Genomic DNA, 21,254 nt, shown 5'->3' on the forward strand with positions numbered 1-21,254 from the left:
GGATGCGACGGGAGCCGTTGTCATGTTCTGCCGTGATGAGGCAAAGGGCTGAGCCGGGCGCTCGGCTCAGCGCATGTCGAGCAGGCGTTCGAGGTACTGGCGCTCCTGCTCCGGCGACAGGCTGTCGCCCAGCCTGCGGCGAATCTCGTCAAGGATTTGTCGGGCGCGCTGAGAATCGATCTCGTCTGGAACCTTGACCTGGTCGCCGAAATTCGGGCCGAGATTCTGTTGCCGTCGTCCCAAAGGATCGCGGCCGTTTTGACCGTATTGCGGAACACCCATGCCAGGGCCGCCCTGACCTTGGCCCTGCATCTGGTTCATCATATCTTGGGCGCCTTGGCGCAGGGCCTGTAGCGCGCGGCCCTGATTGCCGACGGCTTGTTCGCCCTGGCCCTTGCCGAGCGCGCCGGAAGCGCCGTCCATTTCGCGCTTGGCTTCGCCGAAGCCCTTGCCGGGCTTGATGCCCATGCTTTCCAGGCCCTTGTTCAGCTCACCGAGCTGTTTTCCGAGCGCGTCCTGCTGCTCTTTCAGCTGTTTCAGTGCATCCTTGAGCTGTTCGGCGGTCATGTTGTCGAGTGGGTTGGGCTGACCATTCGGATCGCCCTGCTGACCTGGGTCCTGCGGCATTTCCTGACCGAAGAGCTCGTTGTCTTCGCCCTGCAGCGGGTCGCCCCGCTGCATCCGGTCACGCAGGGCCTGGTCGAACTTGAAGGTCTCGTCCATCAACTGCTGCTGTTGCTGCATCAGCTTGCCGAGCTTGTCCATCTGCTGGCGCATGGCGTCGTTCTGCTCGCCCATCTGCTGCTGGCTACGGCCAGCCTGCAGGTTGTTCATCATGCGCTGCAGTTCCGAGAGCATCTGCTGTGCCTGATCGCGCGCGCCCGAGCGCGCCAGATTCTCGATCTGGTTCATCATCTTCTCGAGGTCCTGCTGGCGGAGGATGTTGTTCGGGTCGAGCTTGCCGGTCATGCGTGGATTTTTCATCGCCTGCTCGGCGAGCGCCTGCATGTATTCCTGCATCGCCTGGCGCAGTTCCTGCATCAGCTTGGCGATTTCCTGGTCCGAAGCGTTGCGCTCCAAGGCGTCCGACAGCGCCTGCTGGGCTTCGCGCAGGCGGCGCTCGGCAAGCGACAGGTCGCCGTCCTCGATGCCGAGCGCGATCTCCCAGAGGTATCCGGCGGCATCGCGCAACATGTCGTCGTTATAGGCGAGCGCCATCCGGGTGCGCGCCGATTTCAACAGCAGGAAATGAGTGAGGTTCGGGATCCAGTCCTCAGCAAGCGCCGTGACGGCGTCGTTGAGGTCGATGGCGCGCGGCAGGTCGTTGGCATTGAGCGCGAAAACCTGACGCTGTTCGGCGACGGCGCCGGCGAGCGGCTGCGAGAACTGGCGGGCAGGCAGGATCATGTCGTGCGGCGGGCTGCGGCCTTCCTGTCCGGCAGCATCCCGGGCGACGAGCGTCACCGCTACCCGCTTGCCGGCGAGCGGATGCTCGCTGAGGTTTCGGCTGGTCGTGCCCTTTGCCTCGCGCGCGTTACGGCGCGGCAGATCGAGCCGGTATTCCGGTAGCGGATAGAGCGCGCGGGCGCCTTCCGCCGGTTCGTCGAGCGGCTTGATCTCCGCCCAGGCCTGGGCGATGCCGTAATCGTCGTTGGCCGTAAACGTGATTTCGAGCGCCGCGTTGATGGTCGGATGGGGGATTCCGTCAAAGGCGATCTGAGGCACGCCGTCCGGGGTGATCTTGAACGCCCAGCGCTGGCTGCCGACGATAAGTTCGCCATCCTTGACGACCTTGTAGACGTGGTTGCGCACGGCATTCGGACTGCGCGCCGGCTCCGTTGCAACCATTTCGGCAACCTTCGGGCTGGCATCGTCCACTTTCGGCTTGCTCTGCTTTTCCTCGGCCTTTTCGCCGGCCACCGGAATGGCGATCGGTTTGCTCCCGCCGGTTTCCGCGTAGCGCACTGGCGCGTCCGCACCGGCGCCGGTGACCCGTACGGTGATGTCGCTGAACTGCGGGATGGTGATCGCCCCGGCGTCTTCATTCACGGCAGCGGCGGCTTCCGGCTTGCCCGTCAGGAAGATTGGCGCCCGCCCGGTATAGGGCGGCGGCGTTACCCAGGCATCGACGCGGATATTGGCTGCTTCGATCGACGTCTGCGGCAGCCGGAACGCATCACTCAGCAATCCGGCGCGGTTGGAATAGGAATAGGCAAAGGCGACGCAAGCGAGCAGCACAGGCACGGCCCTGAGCGCGAAGGGATCGTGCCTGGCGATATCGGGCCGCGGCAGGCCAGTCTCGAGGGTGCCGATCATGCGAGCCATGCGCGCCTGGTGTTCGCGCCAGAGCGCCTCGCCCAGAGGGGTGTCGGTCGCGGGGCGATCGTCCTGGACGCGGATGGCCTGATGCGGCAGCGCATTGCGCTCTTCGAGCATGCGATCGGCATCGGCATTACCGGGAAGCCGCAACCGGCTGAGCGGTAAGAGAGAGGCGAGGAAGGTTAGCGCAAAGGCAAAGAGCGCGACCGCATGTAGCCAGAAAGGTGCAGCGCGAAAGAAGCCGAGCCAGGCGAAGGCAAGAAACAGAAGGGCGATCGCACCGGGCAGAAGGATACGCGGCAGGACCTGCTCGGCGACCAGCACCGCGCGCGCCAGCCATCTCTTCAGCGCCAGAGTTCTCGAAAACGGCTTCGGTTGTGGCGTTTCATCCTGCCGGAATTGCGTCATCCGCCCAAGTTTCCTTTCGGTCGCCCATCAACGCTTGTGGCTGACCCAATGTAGTGAGGCGACGGCCGAGCTCAAAAATGCACGCAACTTCGCCTATCCCGCTTGCGTTCAGGATACCATCGTTTGTGGCGAAGACGAGGGCGCAAACACAATCGTGATCGGCCGGGCGGCCGATCCACAGATTGTCGTTGTCGCGCCCGGACGGGTCAGTCGAGCCAGTCCGGCACCGAATCGAGACCGATCAACGCGTCATAGTCCTGACGCGGGCGAACGACGTGGAAACGGTCGCCCTTGACCAGAACTTCCGGGATCAGGAGGCGTGAATTGTAGGTGCTGGCCTGCACGGCGCCGTAGGCGCCGGCCGAGCTGATGGCAAAGAGATCGCCAGGCTTCGGCATCGCCATCTCGCGGTCGAGCGCCAGATAGTCGCCGGTTTCGCAGACCGGGCCCACGACGTCGGCGCGGATGCGCGGCGCGTTGGCGGCGGAAATGCGGACCGGGCGGATCTCGTGATAGGCCTCATAGAGGGTCGGGCGGATGAGATCGTTCATCGCACCGTCGACGATGACGAAGGTCTTGTCGCCGCCGTCCTTCACGTAGATGACTTCGGTCACCAGGATGCCGGCGTTGCCGACGATCAGCCGGCCCGGTTCGGTGACGATCTTGCAGCCGAGCGACTGCAGCTGGCTCTTGACGATTTCCGCATAGGCGTCCGGCAGCGGGGGCGGATTGTTGTCGTCCTTGTAGGGAATGCCGAGGCCGCCGCCGATGTCGACGTGATCGATCGAGTGGCCGTCGGAACGCAGCGTATCGACCAGTTCGCGCAGCAGCTTGAAGGCGTCGTCGAAGGGCTGCAGTTCGGTGATCTGGCTGCCGATATGCATGTCGATGCCGGTCACCTCAATGCCGGGCAGCGTTGCGGCATGGGCGTAGACCGCACGGGCGCGCTCCCAGGAAATGCCGAACTTGTTTTCCTTCTTGCCCGTGGAAATCTTGGAATGGGTCTTCGCGTCAACATCAGGGTTGATGCGGAAGGACACATGGGCGCGCTTGCCGGCACGAACGGCGCGCTGGTTCAGGACCTCGAGTTCCGGCTCGGACTCGACGTTGAAGCAGTAGATGCCGGCTTCCAGTGCGAGATCCATTTCCAGCGGCGTCTTGCCGACGCCGGAGAACATGATGCGGTTTGCCGGGATGCCGGCCGCCAGCGCCCGGCGCAGCTCACCGCCAGAGACCACGTCGACGCCGGCGCCGAGGCGGCCGAGCGTCTTCAGTACCGCCTGGTTCGAGTTGGCCTTCATCGCATAGCAAACCATCGCATCCACATCGGCGAAAGCCTTGGAGAACACCGTGTAGTGGCGCTCGAGCGTGGCGGTCGAGTAGCAGTAGAAGGGTGTGCCGACGGCGCGGGCGATATCGGTCACCGGCACATCTTCGGCGTAGAGAATTCCGTCGCGGTATTGAAAATGGTTCACGTCACGCAGCTCGACTTTGAGCAATTCCAGGAAAGTGCGAAGCGGCTTCCGTTCGGAATTGCGTAATTTCTACTAGAGGAGGGGATCGAGCAGGAACGAACGCTCGTCTGCTTTTTCCTTCTGCTCGACAGTTCCTGCCGGCGCCTTGGTGTTGATCGGCGCGGTCGAGCCGGGGCGATCGAGGTCGCCCTTGCGTCCACAACCGACAAGAACCAGCCCGGGGATCGCCAGCAGAAGTGCAAGCCGGGCCGCCTTCGTGAATGTCATCGTGATTTTCCTTCGCGGGAACTGATGCAGGTGCGATGTCTTACCGATTTTTCAGGCACTTGTGCACCCTGTTTCTGCGGGCGAAGAGCCGCCCGCAGCGGGCTTGGGAGCAGATGTCTTAGTTGCGGGCGCGCCACCAGGCGATCTGCTTGCGAACCTCGTTGGGCGCCGTGCCGCCGAAGGAGGTACGGCTGGCCACGGAGGCTTCGACCGTCAGGACATCGAAGACCTTCTCGGTGATGTCGGCGTGGATCGACTGCAGGTCGGCAAGCGAAAGATCCGCGAGGTCGCAGCCCTTCTGTTCAGCAAGCGCCACGGCGCGGCCGGTCACATGGTGGGCGTCGCGGAAGGGCAGGCCTGCCTCACGCACCAACCAGTCGGCAAGGTCGGTCGCGGTCGAATAGCCGGAGCCGGCGGCGGCCTTCATGCGATCGCTACGGATGGTCATGTCACGAACCATGCCGGTCATGGCGGCGATCGCCAGCTCGAGGCTTTCGGCTGAGTCGAAGACCTGTTCCTTGTCTTCCTGCATGTCCTTGGAATAGGCGAGCGGCAGACCCTTCATGACCGTGAGCAGCGCGATCAACGAACCGTTGATGCGGCCGGTCTTGGCGCGCACCAGTTCAGCGGCGTCGGGATTCTTCTTCTGCGGCATGATCGAGGAGCCGGTCGAAAATGCATCCGACAGGCGGATGAAGCCGAACTGCGGCGTCGACCAGATGACGATCTCTTCGGCCAGCCGCGACAGGTGCGTGGCAGTGATCGAGGCCATCGACAGGAATTCGAGCGCGAAGTCGCGGTCCGATACCGTGTCGATCGAGTTGCGGGTCGGGCCGGCAAAGCCGAGCGCCTTGGCGGTCATGTGACGGTCGATCGGGAATCCGGTGCCGGCAAGGGCGGCGGCGCCGATCGGGCTCTCGTCCATGTGCTCGATGGCGTGACGCACGCGCGAGCGGTCGCGGCCGAACATCTCGACATAGGCCATGCAGTGATGGCCGAAGGTGACGGGCTGCGCGGTCTGCAGATGGGTGAAGCCGGGCATGACGGTATCGGCATGTTCCTCGGCGCGGTCGAGGAAGGCGGCGATCAGCGCCGTCAGCGCTTTCTCGGTGCGCTGCAGCTCTTCCTTGACCCAGAGGCGGAAGTCGAGCGCCACCTGATCGTTGCGCGAGCGGGCGGTGTGGAGGCGGCCGGCAGCCGGACCGATCAGGGTCGCGAGCCGGGCCTCGATGTTCATGTGGATGTCTTCGAGGCGGCGTGAGAACTCGAACGCACCACTTTCGATCTCTGACAGGATCGTGTTCAGGCCGTGAACGATCTTGTCTTTGTCGTCGGCCGAAATGATGCCTTGATGCGCCAGCATCGTCGCATGCGCTATTGAGCCGCGGATGTCCTGGGCATAGAGCTTCTTGTCGAAGCCGATCGAGGCATTTATTTCCTCCATGATCGCGTCCGGACCCGAGGCAAAGCGACCGCCCCACATCTGGTTGGAGGATTTCGTCTCGGAATTGCCGTCAGCCATGAAGAATGCCCGCCTTGGAGAATGAAATGCCCGACCAGAAGAAATCCCCCCCGGCCGTGAAACTGTTCGCGCTCGCCGCCCTGTTCGGCGTGATCGTCGGTGCGGCAGCGGTATACGTGAAGGAGACCGGGTCTGGCAATGGTGAGGCAACCGAAACGGCCTCCGCCAGTTGCCCGCTGACCTCGGCCAAGGTCGCTGCGCTGACACCCTTCATGAAGGGGCAGGTCGCCGCGATGTCGCCGGCGTCGTCGCCGCGGCCGATCGCGCTCGACTTCAACGGTCCGGACGGCAAGCCGACCAATGTCTCGGCCTTTGCCGGCAAGACGCTGCTCGTCAATCTCTGGGCGACGTGGTGCGTTCCCTGCCGCGAGGAAATGCCGGCCTTGAACGCCCTGCAGAAGTCGCTCGGCAGCGACAAGTTCGAAGTGGTGGCGATCAACATCGACGTCGGCGACGACGAGAAGCCGAAGGCTTTCCTCGACGAGACGGCCGTGCATGAGCTTGGCTATTATCGCGACGCCTCGATGGGCGTGTTCAACAACATGAAGAAGGAAGGCCTGGCCTTCGGCCTGCCGGCAACCCTGCTGCTCGACGACAAGGGCTGCCTGATCGGCTCGATGAACGGGCCGGCCGCCTGGGACAGCGACGACGCCAAGGCGCTGATCAGCGCGGCGCTTGCTCCTGCTGCGGGAAGCTGAAGGAGACTAGATCTGGACAAAGAAAAACCCGGCGGATCGCCGGGTTTTTCTTGTCAAATGCTGACGGAATTAGCGGGTGGGAACCGGCACTTCGCCGCGATAGTCGTAGAAGCCGCGTCCGGACTTGCGGCCGAGCCAGCCGGCTTCGACATATTTCACCAGCAGCGGGCAGGGGCGATACTTCGAGTCCGCCAGGCCGTCATAGAGCACCTGCATGATCGACAGGCAGGTGTCGAGGCCGATGAAGTCGGCAAGCTGCAGCGGGCCCATGGGATGGTTGGCGCCGAGCTTCATGGCGGTATCGATCGCCTCGACACTGCCGACGCCTTCATAAAGCGTATAGATCGCCTCGTTGATCATCGGCAGCAGAATGCGGTTGACGATGAAGGCCGGAAAATCTTCGGCGACTGTCACGGTCTTGTCGAGCGTCGCGACGAATTCCTTGGCGGTCTTGAAGGTCTGTTCGTCCGTGGCGATGCCGCGCACGAGCTCGACCAGCTTCATCACCGGAACCGGGTTCATGAAGTGGATGCCCATGAAGTGCTCGGGGCGATCGGTGGCGGAGGCCAGGCGCGTGATCGACAGGGACGAGGTATTCGTCGCGAGAATCGCTTCCGGCTTCAGGATCGGACAAACCTGACCGTAGATCTTGCGCTTGATCGTTTCGTCTTCGGTGACGGCTTCAATCACAAGATCGGCCTGGGACAGGTCGTTGATATCGGAAGAGCCCTTGATCAGGGCAAGGGCTGCCTTGCGGGCCTCGTCGGTCATCTTGCCGGAGGAGACCTGACGGGCAAGGTTGCCGTTGACGGTTGCAAGGCCCGCTTCGATCCGTTCGGCGGCCAGATCATAGATCTGCACCTTGTATCCGGCGATTGCCGAAACATGTGCGATGCCACAGCCCATTTGCCCGGCACCAATAATTCCGACCGTCTTGATCATCGCGGCGAACATCCATCTTCAAGGGTTGGCGGCAAGGCCGCCATCAGACACGCAAACCGGGCCGGTTTGGCCGGCCCGGTAGATTGTTAATGCCAAGTCCCCGCTTTTGCCAGCCCTTTTCATGGGTGCGGAGGGTGGCATCGATTTGGGCTTACAGCGCCTTCTGCAACTCCGGCAGAGCGTCGAAGAGATCGGCAACCAGGCCGTAGTCGGCGACCTGGAAGATCGGCGCCTCTTCGTCCTTGTTGATGGCGACGATGACCTTCGAGTCCTTCATGCCGGCGAGGTGCTGGATGGCACCGGAAATGCCGCAGGCGATGTAGAGATCGGGTGCGACCACCTTGCCGGTCTGGCCGACCTGCCAGTCGTTCGGGGCATAACCGGCGTCGACGGCAGCGCGCGAAGCGCCGACGGCAGCGCCGAGCTTGTCGGCCACCGGCAGGATCACTTCCTGGAACTTTTCCGACGAGCCGAGCGCGCGGCCACCGGAGATGATGATCTTGGCAGACGTCAGCTCCGGGCGGTCGGACGACGACAGGGCGTCGGCGACGAAGGAGGAAACGCCGGGGTTGGCGGCAGCCGAAACGCTCTCGATCGCGGCCGAGCCGCCTTCAGGGGCGGACGCGAAGGAGGCGGTGCGCACGGTGATGACGCGCTTGGCTTCGGTCGTCTGCACCGTCTGGATGGCGTTGCCGGCATAGATCGGACGCTTGAAGGTATCCGACGAGACAACTTCGATGATTTCCGAAACCTGGGAAACGTCGAGCAGGGCTGCAACGCGCGGCATGACGTTCTTGCCGACCGAGGTCGCGGCGCTCACGATCGTGTCGTAGCTGCCAGCGAGCGAGACGATCAGGGCAGCGAGCGGTTCTGCGAGGTTGTTGGCAAGCGAGGCGTCGTCGGCAACGAGCACCTTGGCAACGCCTGCAAGCTTGGCGGCCTGTTCGGCAGCTTGCTTCGCGCCGGCGCCGGCAACGAGAACATGCACATCGCCGCCAATCTTCGAAGCGGCGCTCAGCGCCTTGGCGGTCTGGTCGGAAAGGTGGTTGCTGTCGTGGTCAGCCAGAAGAAGAATGGCCATGATAAAATCTCCCTTCCTTAAATCAGAGNCGCTCAGCGCCTTGGCGGTCTGGTCGGAAAGGTGGTTGCTGTCGTGGTCAGCCAGAAGAAGAATGGCCATGATAAAATCTCCCTTCCTTAAATCAGAGCACGCCGGCTTCGGTTTTGAGCTTTTCGACGAGCTCGGCGACCGACTTGACCTTGATGCCGGCCTTGCGGCCCGACGGCTCCTCGGTCTTCAGCACCTTGAGGCGGGCGGCGGTGTCGACGCCGAAGTCGGCCGGCGACTTCTTGTCGAGCGGCTTCTTCTTCGCCTTCATGATGTTCGGCAGTGAGGCGTAGCGCGGCTCGTTCAGGCGCAGGTCGGTGGTAACGACGGCCGGCAGCTTGATGTCGATCGTCTGCAGACCGCCGTCGACTTCGCGCGTCACGGTTGCTTTGCCATCGCCGATCTCGACCTTGGAGGCGAAGGTGCCTTGCGCCCAGCCGAGCAGGGCGGACAGCATCTGGCCGGTCTGGTTCGAATCGTCGTCGATTGCCTGCTTGCCSACGATRATCAGGCCCGGCTGTTCAGCCTCGGCCACACCCTTGACGATCTTGGCGACAGCGAGCGGCTCGACCTGGTCTTCGGTCTCAACCAGGATGGCGCGGTCSGCCCCCATGGCGAGCGCSGTGCGCAGCGTCTCTTCGGCCTTGGCCGGACCAACGGAAACGACGACGACTTCCTCAGCCTTGCCGGCTTCCTTCAGCCTGAGCGCTTCTTCGATTCGTCGAAGGGGTTCATCGACATCTTCACGTTCGCAAGTTCGACGCCCGAACCGTCTGCCTTCACGCGGATCTTGACGTTGTAGTCAACGACCCGCTTCACCGTCACAAGTATTTTCATGGATTCTTCCCTCCAAGAGCTTTCGCAGGAAAATGCGCCTTAACGGAGCCGCCTGATTGTCGGTTGGCGACATCGATACGCGTTTTTTCTCCAATTACAATCGCTGTACATGGCGCTAAATCGATATAATCCCGAGAATTGGAATTACGTTTACGTACACGTAAGAATGATCGATGGCAAGTGGCTTGGGGCCTGATGCGGCACTGTCCCGGCAGGGCCGGGCGCGCTTCAGGCAAGCCATTGAAATAACGGATCATCCTCGTTGAAGGCTGGCGATTGCCGGTGTCAGGATCCGGTCTGGCGTCCCCAGGGAACGGGCGATCTTGTCGCATCTGACGACGGCGGTTGGCTTGCGGTGACCGGTTCGGCCTTGTGCCGGACGGCGCGCGGCGTGACGATCGTGCGGTCGAAAAGCGGCACATCGCGGCGTCGCAAAATGACAACCAGAACCAGGCCCGCGACGATGCCGCCGACATGGGCGCTCCAGGACACGCCGCTGCCGGGATCGACGACCAGCATGAAGAACTGCTGGCCGATCCAGAAGGCAAGCGGGATGGCCGCGGGCAAGGGCAGCGGGATGCGGAAGAAGACAAGCACCCAGACGCGCACCTTCGGGTGTAGCAGGAAATAGGCGGCAACGACGCCGGAGATCGCGCCCGATGCGCCGATCAACGGCGCCTCGGAGGCCGGGTCGAGAAGCCCATGCGCCAGTGCGCCTGCAGCCGCGCAGAGAAGATAGAAGGCGAGATAGCGGAAGTGCCCGAGCGCATCCTCGACATTGTCGCCGAACACCCAGAGGAACAGCATGTTCATGGCGAGGTGCATGAAGTCGCCATGCAGGAAGGAATAGGTGACGAAGGTGAAGCCGTCGGGGACGACGACGAGCGAGGGATCAAGCTGCGCGTAGTCGAAAATGAGCGCCGGGATATAGCCGAAGCCCAGCAGCGCGGCGTTGGTGAATTGCTCGGAGGCAATCGGTCCGGTGATCAGCCAGACGGCAATGTTGATGACGATCAGGCTGATCGTGACGTACTGGACCTTGATGTGCTTCAGGGTGTTCGTATCGTGAAGCGGTATGAACATGCGGTCTCCCGAAGCACAGGTTATTGCCCGTTTCTCCCGCCGAATCTCGATCGGGCGCGACAATGCGCGAGCCGACGTTATCTGTTTTTTCCGGGAATCCAAAGGACGTCGGCTTGACCTTTGTCATTTGCAAAGCGCGCCGCGACGAACAGGAAATCCGACAGGCGATTGATATAGGCGATGGCTTCCGTGCTGACGACTTCACCTTCGATCTGGGCAAGGGCCACCACCTGGCGTTCCGCACGGCGTGCGACCGTGCGGGCGACGTGGAGGGCTGCGGAGGCGGGGCTTCCGGCCGGAAGCACGAAGGAGCGCAAGGGATCAAGTTCGGTATTCAGCCGGTCGATTTCGGTTTCGAGCCAGGTCACCTGCGCTGCGACGATGCGCAGCGGTTCGTATTGCGGCGGCTCGCCGGTGTCGGGTGTTGCGAGATCCGCGCCGAGATCGAAGAGATCGTTCTGGATCCGCATCAGTGCGGCGTCGAGATCGACGTTGCCGGCCGTATGCTGCCGAGCCAGGCCGACGAAGGCATTGGTTTCGTCCACTGCGCCATAAGCATCGACGCGCAGATCGCTCTTCAGCCGGCGCGGGCCGGAGACGAGCCCGGTGGTGCCGTTGTCACCCGTCCGGGTATAGATCTTGTTGAGCTTCACCATGGGCGGACGCAGTCCTCTAGCGCAATTTCAGGAACGGTGTGGAACGGTTGTCCGTTCGGAATTTGCGTCAGGTCGGACGGCCGCCGCCGGTGATCCAAAGGGTCACCATGATGAGCACGATCGCGATTGCCTGCAACAGTACACGCGCCTGCATCAACTTGTTGGACGTGTTGCCGCTGCCACCCTTTGCCATGTTCACGAGGCCGCGGATCAAAACGATCACGACCAGGCCCATGACGAACAGGGTCAAGCCGGTAAAGAAGCTGGACATCGAACTCTTCCTTGCAATTCTGCTTCAGCCAAGTCGGCCGATGATGCGATAAAACAGTGCCGCCGGCAGGAGCTTCTTCAGAAGCGCGCCCTGTCTGGCTGGCCTTGTTACAATATAGTGCGGTTTCGGTTTCTTTGCTGTCAGTGCGTGCTTCAAAACCGCATAAACCGCCTCCGGGCCGAGCTTTCCGGCCGCGGGTTTGCTTTCGCCTTTCAGGCGTCGCATCTGCCGCTCGTATTCGACGCGGTGCACCGAATTCTTGAGGTCGATGAAGCGCTCGATATAGGTAACGGCATTGGCGGTGAATTTCGATGTGATCGGCCCTGGCTCGATCAGGCTCACCTCGATACCGCTGCCGGCCAGCTCCATCTTGAGGGTGAGGGACAGGCCCTCGATCGCAAACTTGGAGGCGTTGTAGGCGCCGCGCCAGCGATAGGGCACGATGCCGAGGATGGAAGAGCACTGCACGATGCGGCCGCTGCCGCGCGCCCGCATCGCGGGGATCACCCGCCGCGTCAGGTCGTGCCAGCCAATCACGTTGGTCTCGAGCTGGAGCCTCAGCGCCTCGGTCGGCAGATCCTCGACCGCACCCGCCTGGCCATAGGCGCCGTTGTTGAACAGCGCGTCGATGCGCCCGCCGGAAAGCGCCAGCACCGTATCGGCCAGGGCAGCGATGCTCTCCGGCTTGGTGTAGTCCATCAGAAAGGTCTCGATGCCCTCGCTTTCAAGCGATTGCCGGTTCTCTTCCCGGCGCACGGTCGCAAAGACCCGCCAGCCGTCGGCATGAAGCGCGCGTGCGCAATGGGCGCCGATTCCGGAGGAGCATCCGGTGACAATGATTGTGGGGCGATCCGTCATCCGGTCGAATCCTGTAGAAATCCTGCCTCGGTTTCCCATATTCATCGGCGGGATACAATTGAATTGCGCAAGCCGGAACCCGCCAGCGTTGTCGCCGTTGGGGTCATGCGAAGCCAAGGAAACGGCGCCGAGACGGACGTACTGATCGGGTAGTCCCGGCGCCTCGTAGGATTGGAATGGAATGCCAGCGTTTATACGCATCACCTGGAAAGTCGTGTTCGATGCGCTCTGGCACTTCAGCCTCGACGACGGTTGGGCGATGGCGAGCCATGTGGCGCTGTCGTCGCTGCTCGCCGTCTTTCCCTTCCTGATTTTCGGCACGGCGCTCGGCAGCTTTCTCGGGGCCGACCAGTTTGCCGAAACGGCGGTGCATCTGATTTTCGATGCCTGGCCGGAATCGATCGCCAAGCCCATCGCCGACGAAATCGTGCGGGTGCTGACGATCCCGCGCGGTGGGCTCTTGACCGTTTCGGTGCTGGCCGCCGCCTATTTCGCCTCCAACGGCGTCGAGGCGCTGCGCGTCTCGCTCAATCGCGCCTATCGAGTGACCGAGAGCCGCTACTGGTACGTCACTCGGCTTGCGAGCCTCGGCTTCGTGCTTGCCGGCGTCCTGATCCTGGCCGCACTCAGCATTCTGCTCGTCGCCGTGCCGCTGGCGGTGCGTTATGCCGGACAGTGGCTCCCCTGGCTTGGTGGCGTGCTTGCGACCGTCGACAACTGGAGCCTGCCGCTCGCTCTCGTCGTGCTGACCAGCGGATTGCTCGTGTCCCATCTCTGGCTGCCGGATGGGCACCGTAAAGTGATCGACGTTTTGCCGGGCATCGCGCTGACGCTCGTTTGCTGGACGATCGGCGCTTATGCCTTTGCTTCGTACCTCGCGACCTTCGCCACCTATGTGTCTACCTATGCTGGCCTGGCGTCGATCATGATCGTGCTGGTGTTTCTCTACATGATCGCTGCAATCTTCATCATCGGCGCCGAGATCAATGCGGCGATCCTCAAATACAGGATCAAGAGCATGGTGCGGCGCAGCTTCCAGCTGCGCAATGGCAACGACGCGGCCCGCGAGGAGCAGGACCTAGCCGATTAGCGCGCGGATTTCCTCCGCTGTGCGACCGGCGGCGCGGAAAGCGGCGATGCCGGTATCCTGGTTGCTCTTCGACAGCTTGCGCCCATCCGGGCCGAGGATCAGCCGGTGATGGTGATAGAGCGGTTCCGGCAGATCGAGAAGCCGCTGCAGCAGCCGGTGCACGGAGGTCGCATGATAGAGGTCGCGGCCGCGCACCACATGGGTGATGCCCTGCAACGCGTCGTCGACGACGACGGATAGATGGTAGCTTGACGGCGCATCGGAGCGCGACAGGATCACGTCGCCCCAGGCGGCGGGGTCGGCGATGATGGTGCCGGTTTCGTCCTCAGGACCATGGCCGCTCTCGGCCCAGCTCAGGTGGTCTTTTCCCAAAAGCGCGATGGCCTTCTCCATGTCGAGCCGCCAAGCATAGGCCTTGCCGCCCGCGGTGAGAGCCGCGCGCTCGGTTTGGGGCAATTCGCGCTCGCGGCCGGGATAGAGCGGGCTGCCGTCCGGATCGCGCGGCCAGGTCTGGCCGCCGGCTTCCGCATCGGCAACGGCGGCCTTGATTTCGCCGCGGGTCATGACCGAGGGGTAGATGACACCCAGCATGTCCAGCCGTTGAAGCGCCGACGCGTAGGCGTCGAGATGTTCCGATTGCCGGCGCACCGGGCGCTCCCAGTCGAGGCCGAGCCAGGCAAGGTCTTCGAAGATCGCCGCCTCGAATTCCGGGCGGCAGCGGGTCTGGTCGATATCCTCGATGCGCAGCAGGAAACGCCCGTTCGCGGCCTTCGCCATGTCATGGTTCAGCACCGCGGAAAGCGCGTGGCCGAGATGGAGCAGCCCGTTGGGGCTCGGGGCAAAACGGAAAACGGGTGGCGTGTCAGGCATGCTTTCCCTTTGCCATGGAAGGGGTATAAAAATCATCCGCTTTGTGGAGGCGTCATGCGGATCATCCGGACACATGAGGATATCGAGGCCGGGCTGTCAGGCCTGGTGATGCTCGATGCGCGCCTCGGGCACGTCGTTGCGAGAGCCGGCCCGGTGCCGCTCCGGCGCACCGATCCCGGCTATCGCGGCCTTGCCAGCATCATCGTCTCGCAAATGGTCTCGAAGGCAAGTGCGGCTGCGATCTGGCGGCGCATGGAAGAAAAGCTCGGCGAGGTCACGGCGGCAGGCGTCAATTCGCTGAGCGACGAGGATTGCCGGGCGATCGGGCTGTCGCGGGCGAAGGCCGAGGCGCTGAGGCGCGTGGCCGAGGTGGTCGTCAGCGGTCAGATCGATCTCGACGCGATCTGCAACATCGAAGGATCGGAGGCGATCCGGGAGCTGACGGCGATCAAGGGGGTGGGGCGCTGGACGGCGGAAGTCTATCTGCTCTTCTGCGCCGGTCATCCGGATGTCTTTCCCTCCGGCGACGTCGCGCTGCAAAACGCGATCGGTCACGGACTGGGCCTCGAACTGCGCCCGAGCGCACGCGAAATTGATTCGCTCGCCGCTTCGTGGTCGCCCTGGCGCAGCGTCGCCGCACGCCTCTTCTGGGCCTATTATTCACAGGAAATGCGTCGTGATGCTGTTCCTGTGACACCTTGAAGGAAAAAGCGAATCCAGCGCACGCATTTTTGTTTCCGGCTTCACAATCCTGTTGCAACGGGCCTAATATAGAAGGTGCAGATGCCGAATCGATCAGGAGAATACGCTTGACGATTGCAGTCTCACCACAGGCCTTGCCGGCGCTCGTCTTGAACGCTGACTATAGGCCGCTGAGTTACTACCCCTTGTCGCTTTGGTCCTGGCAGGACGCGATCAAGGCCGTCTTCCTTGACCGTGTAAATATCCTTGCCGAGTACGAACATTCGGTGTCGTCTCCGAGCTTCTCGATGCGACTGCCGAGCGTTGTTTGCCTCAAGAGCTACGTGCAGCCCTCACGCCACCCGGCCTTCACCCGGTTCAACGTGTTCCTGCGCGATAAATTCGAATGCCAGTATTGCGGTTCGCCCGACGATCTCACCTTCGATCACGTGGTGCCCCGCGCTCACGGCGGCCAGACGACCTGGGACAATGTCGTCGCAGCCTGCTCGCCCTGCAATCTACGCAAGGGCAGCAAGCTGCCGAAGCAAGCCGGCATGTTCCCGCACCAGAGGCCTTTCCAGCCGACGGTGCAGGACCTGCACAACAACGGCCGGCTCTTCCCGCCGAACCATCTGCATGAAAGCTGGATGGACTATCTCTACTGGGACGTCGAACTGCAGCCCTGACGCTGTTCGTGCCTTCTTGCCGGATCTAAGCCCAAAGCGGGGTCAGGAGAGGTGCGTGCGCTCGCGAACCCCTTGTTGGGGCGTTGCCTGTTTCCCGAGAGCGATCTGGGATCAGCGCGCCTTTGCCGCACCGCGCAAGGCGATTGCTGCGAGGATGAGGCTGGCGATCACATTCCATCCGGCAAAGGAGAGCCCGAGCACCCGCAAGGAGGCTTCGGTGCACGACGGGCCATGCTTGGAATCGAGATCGCCCAGCAGATCACCGACATTCGACGAAATCCCTTGCGCGGTCGTGGCGCAGGTGGACGGTCCTTCCCAGAAGCCCCATTCGGCGCCCGAGTGATAGACGCCCATGCCGGCGCCGACCAGCATCAGGATGCCGACGATGAGAAGCAGCGTGCGTGTCGTCCACGCCGGCAGTTTGAACGCGGTCGTGGCGATTGCCAAAACACCGACCGGGATGCCCCAGTAGTAGGGATCGCGCTGCAACAGGCAGAGCGCGCAGGGAATATAGCCACCGACATGCTCGAAGCCGAGCGCGCCGCCCACGGTCGCCGCCATGCCGAGTGTTACGATAACGGCGATCAGCAAATGCTGGCGGGATTGGGTGGCGGCGTCGATCATCTATACCTCGCGGGCGGCAACTCGAAACCGAGGGATGCCGCAGTGCAAACTGGATGGCGCCTTCTTAGGCAGGATCGTGCGCGCTGTAAATCGCAGCGGCTGCGACCGGCCCGCACGCTTTCGTGATTGTTGGTCGTGCATCCTGAAAATGATGGTTGACCACGGCGAAATCCTTCGTGTAAATCCGAGCCGCTGATATCGCACTTCCCTGAGCCCCATTGGCGGAATTGGTAGACGCGCTCGACTCAAAATCGAGTTCCGAAAGGAGTGCTGGTTCGACCCCGGCATGGGGCACCACCACATACACTTTCTTCACATCCATCGTCCGACATGCCTGAACGCCGCCGCAGTCATTGAACTGTCGCTTGCGAAGGTGTTAGGTGCGCTGCAGCAAGAAAACTGTCATGGCAGCGTCATGTTACCGAGAATAGAGACCTACGACGAACTCTACCGCGCCTTCCGCTGGCAGATTCCGGAAAAGTTCAACATCGGCGTTGCCGTCAGCGACGCCTGGGCTGAGCGGGCGCCGGAGCGTGTCTGTCTCCAGCATTTCGATCCTGGCGGTGCGCATCAATCGCTGACCTATCGTCAATTCGCCCGGCAATCCTCGGCCTTTGCCAGGGGGCTGGCGGGGGAGGGTATCATGCCCGGAGAACGGGTGGCGATCCTGTTGCCGCAGGGGTTCGAGACGGCGATTGCCCATGCAGCGATCTATAAGCACGGTGCCATCGCGCTGCCGCTGGCGCTGCTCTTCGGCGTCGAGGCGCTCGAATACCGGCTGCGCGACGCCGGCGTGGCGGCTGTCATCACCAACGGCTTTGGCTATGAACGCATCGCGGCGATCCGTGAGCGGCTGCCTGACTTGCGGCTGGTGGTGCTGGCGGATGATCAGCCGCGTCCGGGCACGATTGTCTTCTCTGACTTGGCGTCGGGTGATCCCTCTGACTTTGTTGCGGCCGATACCGGCCCCGACGATCCGGCCTTGATGATCTATACGTCAGGCACGACAGGGCCGCCGAAGGGGGCACTGCACGGGCACCGGGTGCTGCTCGGCCATCTGCCGGGCTTCGAGTTTCACCATCACTTCCTGCCGCAGCCGGGTGACCGCATGTGGACGCCGGCCGACTGGGCCTGGGCGGGCGGGCTGCTCAACGCGCTGTTACCGTCGCTGCTGCACGGCGTACCCGTCGTGTCGTCGCCGGCGCAGAAGTTCGACCCGCATACTGCCTTTCGCATCCTGGAAGAAATGGACGTGCGCAATGCGTTCATTCCGCCGACGGCGCTCAGGCTGATGAAGGCGGTCGAGAATCCGCGCGAGCGCTATCGGCTTAATCTCCGAACCATCGGCTCGGCTGGCGAGTCCCTCGGCCGCGAGTCCTATGAATGGGCAAAGGCGGCGCTCGGTCTCGAGGTCAGCGAGTTCTACGGCCAGACCGAGTGCAACATCGTCATTTCGTCAGCCGCCGATCTCGGCGTCGTCAAGCCGGGGTCGATGGGCAAGGCCGCACCCGGCCACCGGGTGGCGATCATCGACGGCGAAGGCCGCGAACTGCCGGCCGGCAGCGTCGGGCAGGTGGCGGTGAAGCGGCCGGACCCGGTGATGTTCCTCGGCTACTGGGGCAACGCGGCGGCGACGGAGAAGAAGTTCATCGGCGACTGGATGACGACAGGCGATCAGGGCGTGATGGACGAGGAGGGCTATTTCACCTTCTTCGGGCGTGACGACGACGTCATCACCTCGTCGGGCTATCGCATCGGCCCGGGCGAGATCGAGGATTGCCTCGCCGGCCATCCGGACGTGCAATTGGCCGCCGCTGTCGGCAAGCCCGATCCGGTGCGCACCGAGATCGTCAAGGCCTATGTCGTGCTACGGCCGGGCGTCGTTGGCGACGCGCGTGTGGCAACCTCCATCCGCGAGTGGGTGAAGACCCGGCTCTCGATGCACGAGTATCCGCGCGAAATCGCCTTCGTCGACAGCCTGCCGTTGACGACCTCGGGCAAGGTGATCAGACGATTCCTGCGCGAGCAGGCGGCGGCGGAAGCGCGCGAGGCGATCGAGGTTTCCGAAGCGTCGTAGTCCCTCGGCCGCCGCGCGATTGATTTGAATTGGCTGGAGCGGGATGCGGGCGGAAAACCGCGCCCGCTTTTTCCTCATCCCGCTCTAGCGTCCGGCAAGCGCCTTGATCTTGTCGCGCAGGATCCGCGCCATGTTGCGGGTGTTGCGATAGAGGTGGAGCTGGGCTGCCACCTGGCGCACTTCGCGGTCTCGGGTCTGCTGCAGGCCGATCACCATCGTGCCCATGTCTTCGCGCTCCTGCCAGAAACGGCTCATGATCGGGTGGTCCGGCACCGCGCAGGAATCGGAGCGGGCGATGTTGGCGTCGTCGAGATGCCATTCCGTCAGTTCGGCGAGAAGCAGTTTGCCCGGCGAAAACCTGGCATAGCGCTCGTCATAGGCCGTCTTCCAGGTATAGGCCTCGCCCGACATCAGGAAGACGACCATCGAGGCGATCGCCTTGCCGTCGAGATCGAGCGTGTGGATGCGCACGCTGTCGCCGTCGGCCAGATTGGTGATCGCCTCGCGGGCAAAGGCGGCCCGGAAGCGGTCGAGCACCATGGCGCTGCGCGCCTTGCCCTTCCAGCCGGATGCTTCCAGCGCTAGGAATTCCTCCATGCGCAGGCGGACGTCGGCGGGCTGACGGGCGACCGAATAGACGAGCTCGCCCTCTTTTTCGAGATTGTTCCACTGCCGCCGCAGCTCGCGGAAATGCGCCGGGCTGATTGCCTTGCGCAGATAGGTCGGGCCGTCGAGCAGGCTTTCGAGCATCGGCCGGCTGAAGGTGTCGGTCACCGTCAGAGGCAGGTTGCGGCCGATGGCGACGGCGCGGGTGAGGCGGGCGACCTTGCCGTTGAGCCGCATGTCGGGCAGCACCAGGATCGAGGGCAGCCCGGTTGCCGGCGCGGCAAAGGCTTCGAACAGGTTGTCGATGGTCTCGGCCGCATCCTCGGCGTCGAGCAGTGGCACGCCCAGTGGTCCGAACGGGTTCGACCAGGCGCGAATGATCGGCGCGCCGATCGAGAAGCCGGGCTTTTCGATCGAGAACGGCATCAGGAAACGCAGCCGGCTGCGGCGCTCGTCGTTGTCGCGCATGATCGCGAGCCGGATGACTCGCTCTTCCAGGCGTGGCATGGCCGGCGCCAGGAAGCGTCCGGTGAAGAAGACGTTCGGCTCCAGCGCCCGGTTCGACAGAAAGTCGAGTTCGCGCTGCAACTCGTAGCCGGCCCTTGCCGGATAGATGGCAAGATGCCGTCCGGGACGTCCGACCTCGATCAGATGCTCTGCGGTCGGTCCGCTTTCGCCGTCCTGCGCCAGACCGCCGAGAACCCGTGCGGCCCGGCTGTTTGCATCGCTCGGAAGATTGGTATTGCCGATCATGGATGGACAGCCCCGTTGTTTTCATTGCCGGCCCGCGCTCTTGCGAAGGCAAAGAGCGCAAAGCCGAAGGTACGCCGGACGGCGAGGTGCAGCAGCATCGCCTCGACGAACATAGCACCAGCGGTTGCAAAAGCAGCACCGTTCAGTCCGAAAAGAGGGATGAGGCTGAGGTTGAGTGCGATGTTGACCACCAGCGCGCCGGCGTAGAGGATCACGCACAGCGTCTGCTGGCCGGCCATCGTCAGCAGCGTTTCGGCCGGGCCGATGAAAGCCTTGGCGAGGATACCCGCGAAAAGCACCATCATCAGCGGCAGCCCGGTGACGAAGGCCGGGCCGAAGAGCGAAAGCAGGAACGGCCCTGCCAGTAGCACCAGCGCGCCGACCAGAAGCGACGGCCAGAAGGCCCAGCGGGCGCTTTCGACCGCGATGCCGGGGATCTGGCCGGGATCGCGGGCCATCGCGTTGGAGACGCGCGGGCCCGCGGCTGCCTTGACCGCGAACATGACGAAATGCACAAGCGCCATGGTCTTGGCGGCAGCGAAATAGATCGCGACGTCGTCCGGCTCCAGGTAGAGGCCGACGATCACCACATCGGAATTGGTCAGCAGGAAGCCGAAGCCATCGACCAGGAAGACGGGGATCGAGACCTTGAGCCAACGGCGAAGCTCGATGCGTCGCGGTCCCGGAACATAGCGCGAGCGCAGACGGTAGGTGAGCGCGAGAAACTGCGAGACACTGGTGACATAGGCCGCGGCCATGGCTGCCATCATGGCGGTTTGCGCGGTGTGGGGCGCGCCGGCGGTGACGGCGAGCACCATGAAAACGAGCACGAGCAGCGGCCGGATGATGAAGGTGGGGCTCATCGCGGCAATCGGCCAGCCATGGGCACGCGCCGTTCCGTCCATGACGTCGCCCAGCGAGATCATCGGCAGGGTGAAGAGGCCGAGATAGAGGGGCACAAGGTAATAGGCCTCGATGTGCCCGGAAAAGAACCAGAGGCCGGCAAGGCCGAGGACGGCGACCGTGGTGGCGGAGGAAAGCGCGAAGATGCGCACCGTCGTCGTCACGCCGCGGATTTCGTCCATGGCGGCCGACGCCTGGTATTCCGGCAGGAAGCGGATGACGACGGAGTGAAAGCCGACGCAGGAGAGGCTGCCGAACAGGATGACCAGCACCCAGACGAAGACGAAGATGCCGTATTCGAACTCGCCCATCAGCCGCGCGAGGATGATCTGCGACAGGAAGGCGATGGCGGCGCTGACGATGCGAACCGTGAAGGCGACGAGCGCCATGCGGCGCGCAGCGTTCGTGGCGTCGGAACTTGTCAGGATGGGGAGAAGCCGGGCGATAATTGCGGACAGGCGGTGTCTCAGTGCCGACGGCAGCATTCGTCCGGCCGTTTGACATACCGCCATGAACACGA

General features: G+C 63.2%; 19 protein-coding genes, 1 tRNA gene and 1 pseudogene. 6 read left to right on the top strand and 15 right to left on the bottom strand.

Annotated elements, in window-relative coordinates:
* Positions 1 to 66: 66 nt before the first annotated feature.
* From ASD01_RS08360 to argH, 4 genes are all read right to left on the bottom strand, one after another.
* Positions 67 to 2,727 (bottom strand): TIGR02302 family protein, encoded by a 2,661-nt coding sequence (locus ASD01_RS08360; RefSeq protein WP_034806614.1) that lies wholly within the window; start codon positions 2,725 to 2,727, stop codon positions 67 to 69.
* 206 nt (positions 2,728 to 2,933) lie between these two features.
* The gene (gene lysA / locus ASD01_RS08365; RefSeq protein ID WP_034806740.1) at positions 2,934 to 4,202 is read right to left on the bottom strand and encodes a diaminopimelate decarboxylase; all 1,269 of its coding nucleotides are present in this window, start codon (positions 4,200 to 4,202) and stop codon (positions 2,934 to 2,936) included.
* 72 nt (positions 4,203 to 4,274) lie between these two features.
* The gene (lptM, locus tag ASD01_RS08370) at positions 4,275 to 4,469 is read right to left on the bottom strand and encodes an LPS translocon maturation chaperone LptM (protein ID WP_034806616.1); all 195 of its coding nucleotides are present in this window, start codon (positions 4,467 to 4,469) and stop codon (positions 4,275 to 4,277) included.
* A gap of 118 nt (positions 4,470 to 4,587) precedes the next feature.
* Positions 4,588 to 5,991, bottom strand: a complete 1,404-nt coding sequence (gene argH, locus ASD01_RS08375) for an argininosuccinate lyase (RefSeq protein WP_034806619.1) — start codon at positions 5,989 to 5,991, stop codon at positions 4,588 to 4,590.
* Between the two features lie 26 nt (positions 5,992 to 6,017).
* On the opposite strand from argH, the gene tlpA reads away from it, so the two are divergent.
* Positions 6,018 to 6,689 carry a thiol:disulfide interchange protein TlpA gene (gene tlpA, locus ASD01_RS08380; protein ID WP_034806622.1) on the top strand — a complete coding sequence of 224 codons (672 nt, stop codon included), beginning with the start codon at positions 6,018 to 6,020 and terminating at the stop codon, positions 6,687 to 6,689.
* A 69-nt stretch (positions 6,690 to 6,758) separates the two neighbouring features.
* Here the strand turns inward: tlpA and ASD01_RS08385 are convergent, their stop codons facing one another.
* From ASD01_RS08385 to ASD01_RS08415, 7 genes and pseudogenes are all read right to left on the bottom strand, one after another.
* Positions 6,759 to 7,631, bottom strand: a complete 873-nt coding sequence (locus ASD01_RS08385) for a 3-hydroxybutyryl-CoA dehydrogenase (RefSeq protein ID WP_034806743.1) — start codon at positions 7,629 to 7,631, stop codon at positions 6,759 to 6,761.
* Positions 7,632 to 7,782: 151 nt separating this feature from the next.
* Positions 7,783 to 8,712 (bottom strand): electron transfer flavoprotein subunit alpha/FixB family protein, encoded by a 930-nt coding sequence (locus ASD01_RS08390; RefSeq protein WP_060643815.1) that lies wholly within the window; start codon positions 8,710 to 8,712, stop codon positions 7,783 to 7,785.
* Positions 8,713 to 8,833: 121 nt separating this feature from the next.
* Positions 8,834 to 9,576 (bottom strand): annotated as a pseudogene (locus ASD01_RS08395) (electron transfer flavoprotein subunit beta/FixA family protein).
* Between the two features lie 285 nt (positions 9,577 to 9,861).
* On the bottom strand, positions 9,862 to 10,659 hold the full coding sequence (locus ASD01_RS08400) for a rhomboid family intramembrane serine protease (RefSeq protein ID WP_034797866.1): 798 nt from the start codon (positions 10,657 to 10,659) through the stop codon (positions 9,862 to 9,864).
* Between the two features lie 77 nt (positions 10,660 to 10,736).
* Positions 10,737 to 11,315 (bottom strand): cob(I)yrinic acid a,c-diamide adenosyltransferase, encoded by a 579-nt coding sequence (locus ASD01_RS08405; protein WP_034797864.1) that lies wholly within the window; start codon positions 11,313 to 11,315, stop codon positions 10,737 to 10,739.
* Positions 11,316 to 11,382: 67 nt separating this feature from the next.
* Positions 11,383 to 11,586, bottom strand: coding sequence for a twin transmembrane helix small protein (locus ASD01_RS08410; protein ID WP_034797863.1), 204 nt, complete (start codon positions 11,584 to 11,586; stop codon positions 11,383 to 11,385).
* A 24-nt stretch (positions 11,587 to 11,610) separates the two neighbouring features.
* Entirely contained in the window at positions 11,611 to 12,444 is an 834-nt protein-coding gene (locus ASD01_RS08415; protein ID WP_034797862.1) for an SDR family oxidoreductase, read from the bottom strand.
* 181 nt (positions 12,445 to 12,625) lie between these two features.
* On the opposite strand from ASD01_RS08415, the gene ASD01_RS08420 reads away from it, so the two are divergent.
* Positions 12,626 to 13,534: a YihY/virulence factor BrkB family protein gene (locus ASD01_RS08420; RefSeq protein WP_060643813.1), complete on the top strand. Its 909-nt coding sequence runs from the start codon at positions 12,626 to 12,628 to the stop codon at positions 13,532 to 13,534.
* Here ASD01_RS08420 and gluQRS read toward each other — a convergent pair.
* A complete protein-coding gene (gene gluQRS / locus ASD01_RS08425) occupies positions 13,523 to 14,404 on the bottom strand; it encodes a tRNA glutamyl-Q(34) synthetase GluQRS (RefSeq protein ID WP_034797860.1) in 882 nt (293 codons plus the stop codon). The two genes, ASD01_RS08420 and gluQRS, sit on opposite strands and share 12 nt — an antisense overlap.
* A gap of 54 nt (positions 14,405 to 14,458) precedes the next feature.
* Between gluQRS and ASD01_RS08430 the strand changes: the two genes are divergently transcribed.
* Both ASD01_RS08430 and ASD01_RS08435 read left to right on the top strand, forming a co-directional pair.
* On the top strand, positions 14,459 to 15,106 hold the full coding sequence (locus ASD01_RS08430; protein WP_034797859.1) for a DNA-3-methyladenine glycosylase family protein: 648 nt from the start codon (positions 14,459 to 14,461) through the stop codon (positions 15,104 to 15,106).
* Between the two features lie 107 nt (positions 15,107 to 15,213).
* Complete coding sequence (locus ASD01_RS08435) at positions 15,214 to 15,771, top strand: HNH endonuclease (protein WP_034797858.1); 558 nt, start codon at positions 15,214 to 15,216, stop codon at positions 15,769 to 15,771.
* 111 nt (positions 15,772 to 15,882) lie between these two features.
* Here ASD01_RS08435 and ASD01_RS08440 read toward each other — a convergent pair whose 3' ends face one another.
* Positions 15,883 to 16,395, bottom strand: coding sequence for a disulfide bond formation protein B (locus tag ASD01_RS08440; RefSeq protein WP_034797856.1), 513 nt, complete (start codon positions 16,393 to 16,395; stop codon positions 15,883 to 15,885).
* Between the two features lie 212 nt (positions 16,396 to 16,607).
* Here ASD01_RS08440 and ASD01_RS08445 point away from each other — a divergent pair.
* Both ASD01_RS08445 and ASD01_RS08450 read left to right on the top strand, forming a co-directional pair.
* Positions 16,608 to 16,692, top strand: a tRNA-Leu gene (locus ASD01_RS08445).
* 118 nt (positions 16,693 to 16,810) lie between these two features.
* Positions 16,811 to 18,472 carry an AMP-binding protein gene (locus ASD01_RS08450; RefSeq protein ID WP_060643816.1) on the top strand — a complete coding sequence of 554 codons (1,662 nt, stop codon included), beginning with the start codon at positions 16,811 to 16,813 and terminating at the stop codon, positions 18,470 to 18,472.
* A gap of 84 nt (positions 18,473 to 18,556) precedes the next feature.
* Here ASD01_RS08450 and ASD01_RS08455 read toward each other — a convergent pair whose 3' ends face one another.
* Together ASD01_RS08455 and ASD01_RS08460 are read right to left on the bottom strand one after the other, a co-directional pair.
* On the bottom strand, positions 18,557 to 19,831 hold the full coding sequence (locus ASD01_RS08455; RefSeq protein ID WP_034797746.1) for a GNAT family N-acetyltransferase: 1,275 nt from the start codon (positions 19,829 to 19,831) through the stop codon (positions 18,557 to 18,559).
* Positions 19,828 to 21,219 carry a lipopolysaccharide biosynthesis protein gene (locus ASD01_RS08460; RefSeq protein ID WP_051659382.1) on the bottom strand — a complete coding sequence of 464 codons (1,392 nt, stop codon included), beginning with the start codon at positions 21,217 to 21,219 and terminating at the stop codon, positions 19,828 to 19,830. Before ASD01_RS08460 ends, ASD01_RS08455 begins: the two co-directional genes overlap by 4 nt.
* Between the last annotated feature and the right edge of the window lie 35 nt (positions 21,220 to 21,254).

It is taken from the genome of Ensifer sp. Root423, assembly GCF_001426275.1.
Classification (GTDB): Bacteria; Pseudomonadota; Alphaproteobacteria; order Rhizobiales; family Rhizobiaceae; genus Ensifer; species Ensifer adhaerens.

Excerpts from the sequence above, each read along its gene's own strand:
- gluQRS (WP_034797860.1), bottom strand. The coding sequence starts at position 14,404 with ATGCCTGACACGCCACCCGTTTTCCGTTTTGCCCCGAGCCCCAACGGG.
- tlpA (WP_034806622.1), top strand. The coding sequence starts at position 6,018 with ATGCCCGACCAGAAGAAATCCCCCCCGGCCGTGAAACTGTTCGCGCTC.
- ASD01_RS08430 (WP_034797859.1), top strand. The coding sequence starts at position 14,459 with ATGCGGATCATCCGGACACATGAGGATATCGAGGCCGGGCTGTCAGGC.
- ASD01_RS08405 (WP_034797864.1), bottom strand. The coding sequence starts at position 11,315 with ATGGTGAAGCTCAACAAGATCTATACCCGGACGGGTGACAACGGCACC.
- ASD01_RS08390 (WP_060643815.1), bottom strand. The coding sequence starts at position 8,712 with ATGGCCATTCTTCTTCTGGCTGACCACGACAGCAACCACCTTTCCGAC.
- lptM (WP_034806616.1), bottom strand. The coding sequence starts at position 4,469 with ATGACATTCACGAAGGCGGCCCGGCTTGCACTTCTGCTGGCGATCCCC.
- ASD01_RS08385 (WP_034806743.1), bottom strand. The coding sequence starts at position 7,631 with ATGATCAAGACGGTCGGAATTATTGGTGCCGGGCAAATGGGCTGTGGC.
- argH (WP_034806619.1), bottom strand. The coding sequence starts at position 5,991 with ATGGCTGACGGCAATTCCGAGACGAAATCCTCCAACCAGATGTGGGGC.
- ASD01_RS08420 (WP_060643813.1), top strand. The coding sequence starts at position 12,626 with ATGCCAGCGTTTATACGCATCACCTGGAAAGTCGTGTTCGATGCGCTC.
- ASD01_RS08400 (WP_034797866.1), bottom strand. The coding sequence starts at position 10,659 with ATGTTCATACCGCTTCACGATACGAACACCCTGAAGCACATCAAGGTC.
- ASD01_RS08360 (WP_034806614.1), bottom strand. The coding sequence starts at position 2,727 with ATGACGCAATTCCGGCAGGATGAAACGCCACAACCGAAGCCGTTTTCG.
- ASD01_RS08410 (WP_034797863.1), bottom strand. The coding sequence starts at position 11,586 with ATGTCCAGCTTCTTTACCGGCTTGACCCTGTTCGTCATGGGCCTGGTC.
- ASD01_RS08460 (WP_051659382.1), bottom strand. The coding sequence starts at position 21,219 with ATGCTGCCGTCGGCACTGAGACACCGCCTGTCCGCAATTATCGCCCGG.
- ASD01_RS08415 (WP_034797862.1), bottom strand. The coding sequence starts at position 12,444 with ATGACGGATCGCCCCACAATCATTGTCACCGGATGCTCCTCCGGAATC.
- ASD01_RS08455 (WP_034797746.1), bottom strand. The coding sequence starts at position 19,831 with ATGATCGGCAATACCAATCTTCCGAGCGATGCAAACAGCCGGGCCGCA.
- ASD01_RS08440 (WP_034797856.1), bottom strand. The coding sequence starts at position 16,395 with ATGATCGACGCCGCCACCCAATCCCGCCAGCATTTGCTGATCGCCGTT.
- ASD01_RS08450 (WP_060643816.1), top strand. The coding sequence starts at position 16,811 with ATGTTACCGAGAATAGAGACCTACGACGAACTCTACCGCGCCTTCCGC.